At 56.8% G+C, this 12,080-nt stretch carries 13 protein-coding genes; 7 read left to right on the forward strand and 6 right to left on the reverse strand.

Features of this window, described 5'->3' with window-relative positions:
- Positions 1 to 65 precede the first annotated feature (65 nt).
- The 5 genes from AC0L7S_RS00545 to AC0L7S_RS00565 all read left to right on the forward strand — a co-directional run bounded on the left by AC0L7S_RS00545 (position 66) and on the right by AC0L7S_RS00565 (position 5,844).
- Positions 66 to 1,544 carry a YcjX family GTP-binding protein gene (locus AC0L7S_RS00545; protein WP_473472611.1) on the forward strand — a complete coding sequence of 493 codons (1,479 nt, stop codon included), beginning with the start codon at positions 66 to 68 and terminating at the stop codon, positions 1,542 to 1,544.
- A complete protein-coding gene (locus AC0L7S_RS00550) occupies positions 1,541 to 2,629 on the forward strand; it encodes a YcjF family protein (protein WP_473472612.1) in 1,089 nt (362 codons plus the stop codon). Before AC0L7S_RS00545 ends, AC0L7S_RS00550 begins: the two co-directional genes overlap by 4 nt.
- Positions 2,630 to 2,750: 121 nt before the next feature.
- Positions 2,751 to 3,305 (forward strand): hypothetical protein, encoded by a 555-nt coding sequence (locus AC0L7S_RS00555; protein ID WP_473472613.1) that lies wholly within the window; start codon positions 2,751 to 2,753, stop codon positions 3,303 to 3,305.
- Between the two features lie 137 nt (positions 3,306 to 3,442).
- The gene (locus AC0L7S_RS00560; RefSeq protein WP_473472614.1) at positions 3,443 to 5,278 is read left to right on the forward strand and encodes a monovalent cation:proton antiporter-2 (CPA2) family protein; all 1,836 of its coding nucleotides are present in this window, start codon (positions 3,443 to 3,445) and stop codon (positions 5,276 to 5,278) included.
- Between the two features lie 14 nt (positions 5,279 to 5,292).
- Positions 5,293 to 5,844 carry a DUF924 family protein gene (locus AC0L7S_RS00565; protein WP_473472615.1) on the forward strand — a complete coding sequence of 184 codons (552 nt, stop codon included), beginning with the start codon at positions 5,293 to 5,295 and terminating at the stop codon, positions 5,842 to 5,844.
- Positions 5,845 to 5,942: 98 nt separating this feature from the next.
- Here the strand turns inward: AC0L7S_RS00565 and folK are convergent, their stop codons facing one another.
- Genes folK through folP form a run of 3 tightly spaced genes read right to left on the reverse strand, consistent with a single transcriptional unit; the run spans position 5,943 to position 7,649 of the window.
- The gene (gene folK, locus AC0L7S_RS00570) at positions 5,943 to 6,455 is read right to left on the reverse strand and encodes a 2-amino-4-hydroxy-6-hydroxymethyldihydropteridine diphosphokinase (protein ID WP_473472616.1); all 513 of its coding nucleotides are present in this window, start codon (positions 6,453 to 6,455) and stop codon (positions 5,943 to 5,945) included.
- Positions 6,439 to 6,798: a dihydroneopterin aldolase gene (folB, locus tag AC0L7S_RS00575; protein ID WP_473472617.1), complete on the reverse strand. Its 360-nt coding sequence runs from the start codon at positions 6,796 to 6,798 to the stop codon at positions 6,439 to 6,441. Before folB ends, folK begins: the two co-directional genes overlap by 17 nt.
- Entirely contained in the window at positions 6,798 to 7,649 is an 852-nt protein-coding gene (gene folP, locus AC0L7S_RS00580) for a dihydropteroate synthase (protein ID WP_473472618.1), read from the reverse strand. Before folP ends, folB begins: the two co-directional genes overlap by 1 nt.
- Positions 7,650 to 7,730: 81 nt before the next feature.
- Between folP and AC0L7S_RS00585 the strand changes: the two genes are divergently transcribed.
- Both AC0L7S_RS00585 and AC0L7S_RS00590 read left to right on the forward strand, forming a co-directional pair.
- A complete protein-coding gene (locus AC0L7S_RS00585; protein ID WP_473472619.1) occupies positions 7,731 to 8,348 on the forward strand; it encodes a DUF922 domain-containing Zn-dependent protease in 618 nt (205 codons plus the stop codon).
- 285 nt (positions 8,349 to 8,633) lie between these two features.
- A complete protein-coding gene (locus AC0L7S_RS00590; RefSeq protein WP_473472620.1) occupies positions 8,634 to 10,118 on the forward strand; it encodes an MDR family MFS transporter in 1,485 nt (494 codons plus the stop codon).
- A 4-nt stretch (positions 10,119 to 10,122) separates the two neighbouring features.
- Here AC0L7S_RS00590 and AC0L7S_RS00595 read toward each other — a convergent pair whose 3' ends face one another.
- The 3 genes from AC0L7S_RS00595 to AC0L7S_RS00605 form a co-directional block, all read right to left on the reverse strand.
- Complete coding sequence (locus tag AC0L7S_RS00595) at positions 10,123 to 11,151, reverse strand: NAD(P)/FAD-dependent oxidoreductase (RefSeq protein ID WP_473472621.1); 1,029 nt, start codon at positions 11,149 to 11,151, stop codon at positions 10,123 to 10,125.
- Between the two features lie 92 nt (positions 11,152 to 11,243).
- On the reverse strand, positions 11,244 to 11,564 hold the full coding sequence (locus AC0L7S_RS00600) for a 2Fe-2S iron-sulfur cluster-binding protein (RefSeq protein WP_473472622.1): 321 nt from the start codon (positions 11,562 to 11,564) through the stop codon (positions 11,244 to 11,246).
- Between the two features lie 125 nt (positions 11,565 to 11,689).
- Positions 11,690 to 12,061, reverse strand: coding sequence for an Hpt domain-containing protein (locus AC0L7S_RS00605; RefSeq protein ID WP_473472623.1), 372 nt, complete (start codon positions 12,059 to 12,061; stop codon positions 11,690 to 11,692).
- Positions 12,062 to 12,080 lie beyond the last annotated feature (19 nt).

A 12,080-nucleotide genomic window follows, 5' to 3' on the forward strand; every position in this document is an offset into this window, starting at 1 on the left:
GCCAGCCATTCCAAAAGCGGGATGACACACCTATATCGGATGACACGAGGCCGAAGAGGACCAGATTGGCATCATCGCTGACCACCTTTACCGACGAAGCGCGTATTGCGCTGGATACGTTATCCGGGCGGGCCAGCGGTCTTTTCTCGCCATCTCTGCGGCTTGGCGTAACCGGGCTTTCGCGTGCCGGCAAAACGGTATTCATCTCCTCACTCGTTCATAATCTCATTCATGGCGGGCGGCTTCCGCTGTTCGACGCGCAGAAAACAGGGCGAATCGCGCGGGCTTATCTTGAAGAGCAGCCGGACGACGCCGTTCCCCGCTTCCAATATGAAGACCATGTCGGGGCATTGATCAATGAGCGTGTCTGGCCCGATTCCACACGCGCCATTTCGGAATTGCGGCTCACCATAGAATTTGAGTCAGCTTCCGGCTGGAGTCGTTTGTTTTCCGGGGGAAAGTTGTCTCTCGATATCGTCGATTATCCCGGCGAATGGCTGCTTGATCTGCCCCTATTGGGCAAATCCTTTGCTGACTTCTCGCAAGAGGCGTCCGAGATGGCAGCCTTGCCGGTGCGGGCAGATCTTTCAAAGCAATGGCGTGCGCTTTCGGCAGAAATTGACCCCGACGCTGATGCCGATGAAACAGTGGCACGGCGGCTGGCTGAGAATTTTGCAGCCTATCTCAAGGCGTGCAAGCTGGATGAACGGGCCCTTTCGACGCTACCGCCCGGACGTTTTCTGATGCCGGGCGACCTCGAGGGTTCACCGGCGCTGACCTTTGCCCCTTTGCCGCAACTCGATACCAAACGCCCTCGTCCTGGTTCGCTTCACGCAATGATGGAGCGCCGCTACGAAGCCTACAAAACTCACGTCATCAGGCCGTTTTTTCGGGAACACATCACTCGGCTCGATCGCCAGATCGTGCTGGTAGATGCCATGCAGGCATTGAATGCAGGGCCTGACGCGATGATGGATCTCGAACGGGCCATAACCGAGATTCTCGCCTGCTTTCGGCCCGGACGCGGCAATCTTCTCACTGATTTGCTTTCGCGGCGAATTGACCGCATTCTCATCGCCGCCACCAAGGCGGATCACCTGCACCATGAAAGCCACGATCGGTTGCAGGCAATTGTGCGTCGCCTTTCCGACCGGGCCATTGCCAATGCGAATTTCACTGGTGCCGCGGTCGATGTTGTCGCCATGGCAGCCGTGCGCGCAACCCGCGAAGGAACCGTGAAACAAGGCCGTGAAACGTTACCGGTGATAATGGGAACTCCCCTTGCAGGCGAAAAAATCGGCGGCGACACATTTGATGGAGAGACCGAAACGGCCATATTTCCCGGCGACTTGCCCGAGAATGTCGATGCAGTCTTCGATCTGCGCGCAAATGAGCAGCAGCGCGATAAGAGCGACCCAGAAATTCGATTTGTACGCTTCCGGCCCCCGAAACTTGAATGCACCGCCGAAGGCATCAAGCTCTCATTGCCCCATATCCGGCTCGACCGTGCCTTGCAGTTCCTGATCGGAGACTATCTCGCATGAGCGGCCCCCGCAAACCCTCGGCATTCCGGATTGAACCTGATGCCAAGCTGCAAACCGCACAGCGCGAGGACCGGCATGCGACAACAATCAAAGCGCAACCGCGAAAGCCGCGCGCGCTCAAAGACGGTGCTGTCATCGTCACTCCGGCGGCGATAGACGTCTTCGATGAAGCAGATTTGATGAGCGCCGAGCCGCTTCCGGCAACCGCCCGGAGAAAGCGATCGTTCCTTGGGAAAATCCTTTTCAGTGCGATCGGTGTCCTTTTATCGCTGGCTGCCGGCCTGTGGCTCGACCAACTGATCCGCGATCTTTTCGTGCGCGCGCCTTGGCTGGGGTGGCTTGCTGCGGGCATGGCAGCGGTAGCGGCGCTGGCTCTCGTCATTGTACTTGCCCGTGAATTTCTGGCCATCAGCCGGCTTGCCAAGGTGGAAAAACTGCAACAGCGCGCGTTCGATGCTGTTGCGCGCGACGATGCCAAGGCCGCGCGCCACGTCGTTGATGAATTATCCGATTTCGTGGCCTCAAAGCCCGACACTGCGGCTGGCAGACGATCACTCACCGAACTTCGCGGTGATATCATCGACGGTGGCAATCTGGTGCGGTTGGCCGAAACTGAGATCCTCGGGCCACTCGACGCGCGCGCCAAAGTGCTGATCCTCGATGCAGCAAAGCGGGTATCTCTGGTGACGGCGGTAAGCCCGCGCGCCTTGGTCGATATTGCCTATGTCGTGTTTGAGGCCGGGCGATTGATACGGCGCCTGTCGGAACTCTATGGCGGGAGGCCCGGAACGCTGGGGTTTTTCCGGTTAGCGAGAAGTGTTCTTGCTCATCTGGCAATTACAGGTTCAATTGCGGCTGGCGACAGCGTCGTCCAGCAAATCGTTGGCCATGGCCTTGCCGCGCGCCTTTCAGCCAAACTTGGCGAAGGGGTCGTCAACGGCATGATGACCGCACGCATTGGCGTTGCGGCAATGGAAACGGCCCGTCCCTTCCCTTTCAATGCCGTCAAACGCCCCGGAATGAGCGATTTTCTGTCCGCACTCACATCATTTGCTGGCAAAAAAGCGAAGGAACCTGAGCCGTGAGCTCCAGACGCAGTTCCAATGACAGTTTCGACGCAATTGCGCGGCGGTGACTAAGCATTAACCAATCTTGTTCATGGTTGAGTTCTGTTCTCCACAGTGCAGTTGCAGCCGGGTGTCGTTGATGAAAAGCGTAATGGTCTCTTATGTGCTGCCAGTGGCGTGCGCCGCCGTGGCATTTACCGGTCTGTCCGGGCATGCATTGGGTGGCGAACGCGACCAGCAGTTCTTCCATTCCGTGCAGGGCGAATGGGTCGGTCCCGGCGAAATCGTCGCGGGAAAGTACAAGGGCACCAAATTTACCTGCAGTTTCACCGGTACGACGCCCGAAGAGAATATCGGAATGACGTTCGATGGGTCATGCCGTGTCGGCGTCTTCAGCCAGAAAATGTCGGCAAAGGTCGAACGCAAGGGCAGCGACGGCTACAAGGGAAGTTTCATGGGCGGCGCGTCCGGTTCCGGGCTCGACATCATTTCCGGCAAGGTAGTCAATCCGAACAAGGTCGTCTTCGCGATCCATCGCAAGCAGTTGCGTGGCGTCATGCAGGCGAGCATGAAGGGTAACAATTCGATGATTGTAACGATTTCGGTTCGTGTTGAAGAGCAGGCCATTCCTGTTATCGGCATGAATTTGAAGCGTGTCGATGCTGTTGAAGTCGGCTCCATCGCGCCAAACTGATCCCCGCGAAATATTCCGGGCCTCAGACACCTCCCTGAAATTCATGCCGGATTGGCACTGTTCGACACCGCATCAAATGCCTATCCTCACGGCATTGAATTGTATCGCGAACAATTTGCCGGGGGTTGGATTTATCAATGGCTGTAGAGGCATCCAGCAGTGATCTTGTTCAGGTTGTCGCGCTTCTTGCGGCAGGCGTCATCGCAGTGCCGATCTTCAAACGGATGGGATTGGGTTCGATACTTGGCTACCTCGCCGCCGGAATCGTGATCGGTCCGTTCGGTCTGGCCATATTTTCTGAATCCGAAGCCATTCTTCATATCGCCGAACTTGGCGTCGTCATGTTCCTGTTCATTATCGGTTTGGAAATGCAGCCGTCGCGATTGTGGGGGCTGCGCCGTGAAATCTTCGGCTTGGGCGCGCTGCAAGTCGGCATATGCTCGGTATTGCTGGCCAGCCTCGGGTGGATCGGTGGCTTTCCCCTGGCGCAATCCTTTGTCGCGGGCGCAGGCTTTGTCCTGACCTCCACGGCGATTGTCATGCAAAGCCTCGAAGAGCGCGGCGATATGGCCACGCCCAAGGGTCAACGCATCGTCTCGATCCTGCTTTTGGAGGACCTTGCCATTGTGCCGCTTCTGGCGCTCGTTGCATTTCTGGCACCGGGAGGTGCTGAGACCACGTTTTTGGAACGAGCGACCAATATTGGCATCGGCCTTGCCGCAATTGCGGCACTGGTCGTAGCCGGGCGTTATCTGCTTAATCCGTTCTTTCGCATGCTTGCCGCAGCGCAGGCGCGCGAGGTGATGACGGCAGCCGCCCTGCTCGTCGTCCTGGGGTCGGCGCTGATCATGGAACTGGCCGGTCTGTCCATGGCAATGGGCGCATTTCTGGCTGGTGTGCTTCTGTCTGAATCGACCTTCCGCCACCAGCTTGAAGCCGACATCGAACCTTTTCGTGGTGTGCTGTTGGGCTTGTTCTTTCTGGCCGTCGGCATGTCGCTTGACCTTCATGTCGTGGTCCAGAACTGGCAGTTGATCGGCGTTTACGTCGTCGCTTACATGGTGGTGAAGGGACTTGCCATCTATGGTGTTGCGCGTTTCCTCAAGGCCGGTCATCGCGAGGCGGTCGAACGCGCGGTGCTGATGGCGCAAGGCGGCGAGTTCGCTTTTGTGCTCTATTCCTCTGCTGCCGCTGTCGGCATCATCGACAGTCAGGCGAACGCGACGCTAACAGCCATCATCATCATTTCCATGGTGCTGACGCCACTGGCAATCATAGTCTTGCGCATGTTCACCTCGCAGGACGAACAGTCGCTCGACGGTGTCGATGTCGCCTCCGGTCTTTCCGGCAGCGTCCTCGTCATCGGCTTTGGCCGCTTCGGACAAATTGCCAGCCAGCCACTTTTGTTGCGCGGCGTCGATGTGTCGATCATCGATAATGATGTCGAGATGATCCAGGTTGCGGCGGATTTCGGCTTCAAGGTCTATTATGGTGATGGTGCGCGGCTGGATATTTTGCGTGCTGCGGGTGCGGGACGCGCGCGTGCCGTTCTGATTTGTGTCGACAAGGCAGATGTTGCCGTGCGTATCGCCGAACTGGTCAAAGCGGAGTTTCCGCTCGTGACCGTGATGGCGCGCGCCTATGATCGAGGCACCGCGCTGCAACTTATCCAAACCGGGGTCGACTATCAGGTTCGTGAAACCTTCGAATCGGCTTTGGCCTTTGGCAGTTCCACGCTTGAAGCTCTTGGCGTCGATCAGGAAACTGTCGGCGAAGTAATCGAGGACGTGCGCCGGCGCGATGCGGCCCGACTGGATATGCAGATCACCGGCGACATACGCGACGGACGCAATTTCCTGAAAGGCAATATCGCCAGTCCGGTGCCAGCGCCCTTCGCCCAACCGCGCCGCCCTGGCCAGCCGCTTAACGAAGAGACAGCGGATGTGCTAAGCAAACACGCTCAGGCAGATTGAACAATATCGAGGCTATGTTGGAAAAATCAGACGAACGCGCCCTTTTGCTCACTCAATTCTGGCGTGATGCCGGACCTGAGGCATGGTTTCGCAAGGATTCCGCCTTCGACGTTGATTTCAAGCTGCGGTTCCTAGACTTGCACTACGCAGCGGCACGGCGCGAACTCGACGACTGGATTGCAGATGCAGAAGGTGCGCTGGCGCTGATGATCCTGCTGGACCAGTTCCCACGCAATTGCTTTCGCGCAACCGCCCATATGTTTGCAACCGACCCGCTGGCGCGGCACTTTGCCAAAGCCGCCATTGACGCGGGACACGACGAAGCCGTCGATACTCAAATCCGCGTTTTCTTCTACCTGCCCTTCGAACACTCAGAAGACATCGTCGATCAGCGTCTTTCTGTGGAACTGCACGAGGCCAAGGCTCCGTCATATCTGGATTACGCAACCCTTCATCGCGACATTATCGAACGGTTCGGTCATTTCCCGCATCGAAATCAGGTGATGGGCCGTCAAACAACGCCGCAGGAACAGGCATTCCTCGATGAAGGCGGCTTTTCAGGCTAACTATTCCTCTGTAAATTCAGAAATGCGGGAGCGAACTTAGTATTTGTTTTTACGCAATCCCGGACGGAAAACCGCTACACACTTTTCCTGGAATTGCTCTACTCCAGCCACCAGCCCCGACCCGAAGGCTGACGCTCGATACCTGCAGCATCGACAGCCTCAAGGCGTTCGGCAATGCGCTTTTCATCCACCGACAGATCGGGAGCGATCTCAGCCAAGGGCGCGAGGACGAATGCCCGTTCAAGCATGCGAGGATGCGGCACCTCCAGCCCTGTTTCGTGAATGATACGATCTCCGAACACCAATATGTCGATGTCGATCAAGCGTGGTCCCCAGCGCTCCTCACGCACGCGCTTGAGCTTGCGCTCCGCTTCCAGGCAACGATCGAGAATTTCGCGAGGTGAAAGCCCTGTGGATAACTGTGCGGCGGCATTCAGGAAATCCGGTTGATCGAGCTTACCCCATGGTGGCGTGCGGTAGAGTGACGAGACAGCCACGACGTCAATCTGCGGATCGGCGCTCAGAATCCGCAGCGCAGAGCCCATGGATCTGGCGGGATCGCCCAGATTGCCACCCAAACTGACGTAGACGGCGTTATTGGGGCCAGACAACTGTCACCTCTACATGATCGAGCACCCCGCGCACGGGTGCGTTCGGCTTGCGAACGGTGATCTCGGCTTGCTTGATTTGCGGGAAGCGGGCGGACAGGGCTTTGGCGACTTCCAGGGCCAAAGCTTCAATCAGGAAGCGACGAGCGCCGGTGATGATCTTTTCGATCACTTCAAAAGCGACACCATAGTCGACCGTGGTTTCGATGGAATCGTTTTCCAGTGCCTCGCTGGGATCAACGGAAAGTGCCGCATCCACATAAAACCGTTGGCCAAGCGCTTCTTCTTCGTCCAGCACGCCGTGGCGGGCAAAGAAAGCACAATTCTTCATGCGGATAACATACATTATTCAATGCCCGGCTTCTCAGTTCGCAACAACATAGCATCGACCACAGCCAATGCATCCATGTTGATTGCGACATCATGGACGCGAAAAACATGCGCGCCCTTCATTCGCAATATGACGCTGGTCGCGGCGGTACCCGGCCCGCGCTCCGCGGCCTCTTTACCCGTGACCGTGCCAATGAAACGCTTTCGCGACGTACCGACCATGAACGGGAAGCCCAGCGCGTGCAGTTCTTCAAACCGAGCCATGACATCGAGGTTCGCCTCAGCGGTCTCCTTGGCAAAGCCAAAACCGGGGTCGAGGACGATGTGATCGTCTCGAACGCCAGCGTGTCTTGCAATTTCCAGCGATTTTTCGAGGAATGTGAACTGATCTTCGATCACGTCAGGCAATTTTTGACGATCGCGCCCCGTATGCATGATGACGAGACCCGCCCTCGTTTGCGCGGCAATCTTTGCAATACCGGCATCGCGCTGCAATCCCCACACGTCGTTGACTATATGCGCGCCAGCGGCAACAGCCAGCCGTGCCGTTTCCTCGCGATAGGTATCGATTGAAAGCAGAGCATTGCCATGGCTTGCCAGAGCCTCAATGACAGGAAGCACCCTCGCCTGCTCTTCAGCGGCTGTGATTGGTTCGGCGCGCGGACCGGTCGACTCGCCGCCGACGTCGATAATCGTTGCGCCTTCTTCCACCATGCGCCTAGCCTGAGCGATTGCCTTTTGTGTCGTGTCAAACAGGCCACCGTCGGAGAAACTGTTCGGCGTGACATTCAAGATACCCATCACAATGGCCTTGGGACCAAGATCGAGATGGCGCCCATGTGCCAAATGCCATCGCTTCTTCATCATTGCCGATCAACCGAATATTAGGCCAAGCCGATTTTCGTTGCGCCGATAAGGGCCGTAAAGCAAGGTGAAAGGCGAGGCAATATGATGAAAAGACTTCTGTTCGCTGTTCTCGTCCTTATTCTTGCTCCCCTTCCCGCCGATGCGGCGAAGCTGGTAAAGTCGTATAGCTACTTCACCATTGGCGGCACGACGTTTGAGGGTATTCAAGACCAACTGTCAAAACGTGGTCCACATGTGAACACAACGGGCCTGCGCCATCCCGGTGCCACACGCATCGCCTTCACCACGCGTATCGGTTACGCTCAGGATGCCGATCACTGTCGGATTGCGTCGGCCAAAGTGACGGTGAAAGTCAAAATCATCCTGCCTCGATGGCGCAAGCGCAGCAAAGCGGACGCCGATGTGCGGATTTTCTGGGACACATTGTCGGCAGATATCAAGCGCCATGAGGAACGCCACGTCGAGATTGCCAAGGCGCATGGGCGAGACCTTGAACGCGCGCTCATGGCTTCGGGACGCCAGGATACGTGCAAGATTGCTGCCGCAAAGGCGAAGAAAATCAGTGCCTCCGTTCTTGCCAACCATGACAAGGCGCAGGCGCGCTTCGACCGCGTCGAGGCCATCAATTTTGAAAGCCGCATTCTGAGGTTGCTGCGCTACCGCATCGAACGCATAGAAAATGGGCGTTTGCCGGGATAGCGCCTCGCCCCCTCACAAGGCCAACGCCCTTTCACAATATCGATATGGCCACGCTATCCCTCGACAGGCGCGTGCGCGTCTGCTATCTCCCGCGCCGCTGTTTGAAAGAAACGCGAGCCGGTTGGTAGTCCGGCGATCCTGTCATTCAGGGTCCGAAGCCCGCCATAGTGGCGAGGTCCACAGCCTAATCCGGAACTTATGTTCCTGCCTTTGTGCAGTCATGCGACAGGCGGGTGAGCGAGCAGATTTCTGTTCCGGGAATGGTATGCGCAAGCGAGTGGATCTATGGACAAGCAAACAAATGCGAATGTCGCACAAAGCTTTGAAGCGCCGCCGCTGACCGAAAAAGAAAAGAACGTCATAATTGCCGGTGTTCTTTTGTCGATGCTTCTTGCGGCACTGGACCAAACCATCGTCGCACCCGCACTACCCACCATTGCCGGTGCGCTTGGTCATGCCGAATATCTGCCTTGGATCGTAACCGCTTATCTTTTGACGGCAACAGCGGTGGCTCCTCTTTACGGAAAGATTTCAGATGTTTATGGACGCCGCCCGACGATCTATGCGGCGCTGCTGATTTTTTTGGCCGGATCGGTAATCAGTGCGCTGGCACCCAATATGCTGGTTCTGGTCGCGGGGCGTGCGGTACAGGGATTGGGTGGCGGTGGCCTGTTTGCCCTCACTCAAACCGTCATCGGCGATCTCGTTCCCCCGCTTGAACGCGCGCGTTATGCGGCTTGGATATCAGGAACCTGGGCCGTGGCCAGCGTTGCTGGACCACTTCTTGGTGGGACCCTTTCCGAGCATCTTCACTGGTCGCTCATATTCTGGATCAACCTGCCGCTCGGTCTTCTGGCCATGACAATCATCAACAATCCTCTCAAAAAGCTGCCGATTGCGGCAAAACATCACCGCATCGATGGCTGGGGCGCAATGCTTCTGGTAGCGGCTACCGGGATATTGCTGCTTGCCATGAACTGGGGCGGAAACCGATATCCGTGGATTTCAGCCGAAATCATGAGCCTTTTGGCCTGTTCGCTCCTGTTCTGGAGTGCATTTGGGCTCCGGATTTATCGCGCGTCAGAACCGCTGGTCTCGCTGGAAGTTCTTGGCAATCCGATCGTCCTTTTCGGCACATTCTCGATGTTCGTGTTGCAAGGTGCCAGCGTCGGATTGGCTGTATATCTTCCGGTTTTCCTGCAATCCGATCTTGGCCTTTCGGCAAGTGATGCCGGCATGGGCATGCTTGGCCTGCTTCTAGGCACGGTTGCCGGCGCAACGACGAGTGGTCGGCTGATTCCACGCTTTGTCCACTATAAGAGAATCGCCCTGATAGGCGTTACGTTCGCCGCGATTTGCCTTGTTGTCCTGGGTTTTGTCGCCGGGAGCGCCTCATTGCTGGAAATCGAGATCCTCACTGCCTGCATTGGCTTTGGAACCGGGACGATATTCCCCGTTTCGACGGTATCGGTTCAAAATGCGGTGGATCGCGCGCATCTCGGCGTTGCCACCGGCGTTTTGACGTTCCTGCGCTCACTGGGTGGAGCTCTGGGCGTTGCGCTGCTTGGTGCGGTTGCGATGAGCTTCGGGCTCCCACTTGCGGGTGAAGGCCAGCAGACCAGCGCCCATGCCGTATCTGCACAGCCGTTTTCGGTCATGTTTTTCGTTGCAGCCGCCATGTTGATCGTGGCGCTCGTCATTTTGTCATTCATGCCTGAGAAGCCGCTTCGCGGTTATGCCGCCGAGGCCGCGCCCGTCACCGTGGAATAATACATCAGCCTCCCACGCCGAGCTTCTTTTGAAGGCTGGTCGAAGATGTCGTATATTGAAACACGATGCGTTCGCCGGGATTAACGATACGCTTGGCCGCCTGCGCCATCAGCGCCGCCTCGTGAAATCCGGACAAAATAAGCTTCAACTTGCCGGGATAGGTGTTGATGTCGCCGATGGCGAAAATCCCCGGCACCGAGGTCTGGAATTTCTCCGTATCGACTGGAATGAGATTTTCATTGAGATTGAGGCCCCATTGCGAGATCGGCCCCAACTTCATCGTCAGCCCAAAAAACGGCAGCATGCGCGTGCAAGGCACGTCGACATTGCCCTCCGGTCCCTTGATTGTGGCTGAGGCAAGTTGGCCGTCAGCACCAGTCAGCGCGGTGATCTGCCCAACCTGGAATTCGAGGTGTTTCATTTCCTGAAGGGCATACATCTTGTTGACGCTGTCGGGAGCCGCACGAAACTCAGGCCGACGATGTACCAATGTTACGCTTTTTGCGACAGGCTGAAGGTTGAGCGTCCAATCCAGCGCAGAATCACCGCCGCCGACGATAAGCAGATCATGGCCGCGAAACTCTTCCATGCGCCGCACGGAATAGAAAACGCTCTTGCCTTCATAGGCTTCAATGCCGGGAATGGGCGGACGTTTAGGCTGGAAAGAGCCACCACCGGCAGCAATCACTACCACCTTGGACTCGATAATTTCGTTTTCGTCAGTCGTGGTGCGAAAACTGCCGTCCTCCAGTCTTTCCAGGCCTGAAACCATTCGATTGAAGGAGAACTGCGGATCGAACGGGGCAATCTGTTCCATCAACTTGTCGACAAGCCCTTGCGCCGAAATAGAGGGCCATCCAGGAATGTCGTAGATTGGCTTTTCCGGATAAAGTTCGGCGCACTGGCCACCGGCTCGGTCCAAAATGTCAACCATGTGGCATTTCAGATCAAGCAACCCGAGTTCGAAAACCGCGAACAGGCCGACTGGCCCTGCCCCTACGATGAGAACATCCGTTTTTGTAACACCGCCCATAAAAGTCGCCCCTGTTCAGAAACTGGGCAACACTGCATCACGTGGCCTCGTAAGCCAAGCGACAGTCGTTGAATGTTTATGGGCCTGTGATGTCAGCCTTGGCGGGCGGGTACCCTCACGACGAGGCCGTCAAACTCATCCCGAACCTTGATCTGGCAGGACAAGCGAGAGTTCGGCTGCACGTCGTAGGCGAAGTCGAGCATATCCTCTTCCATCGCCACCGGCTCACCAACCGTGTCTTTCCATGCCTCGTCAACATAGACATGGCATGTGGCACAGGCACAGGCGCCCCCGCACTCCGCCTCAATGCCGGGAACTGCATTACGAATGGCATTTTCCATGACAGTCGAGCCGTTTTCGGCTTCAACGGGAAATTGGGTGCCGTCATGGGCAATGAAAGTCAATTTTGTCATTATGTCACCTGAAGAAGTCTACGCCGAGATAATCAATCAGGCAGACAAGTCAACTCTCTCGCGAAAACGGCGTTCGTTGACGATTTTCGGAAATTGCAACGATTGCTGAAATCGAAACTTCGGATTCAGCGGTTTATAGCGGCAACGAAAGCGCGCACATCCTCCACCAGATTGGTCAGGCGCTTCAAATTGCCCTTGTTGTCGGGATGCAGCTCTATCGCATCGGCGCAATCTGCAACTGCGAAAGCTCCGACACCGCGCGCCGCACCCTTCAACCCGTGTGCCAATGATTTCCGCTGTCTGGCATCCGCTAGAGCAATCTGTTCGCAAAGGCCGAGCGACTGCTGGACAAAGAGTGCGAGCACCTCGCGTTCCAAATCACGGTCGCCCATTGTTTGGCGGGCGAGATGGTCGAAATCCACGGGCCTGCCCTTGGCTTTGCCGCATGTCTCCCCACCAGGCATCGTAAACGCCACTCCACTTTCTCTATGCATCATTCCGGCTCCCCAGCCCAGT

Source organism: Mesorhizobium sp. G2-6-1 (assembly GCF_055809095.1).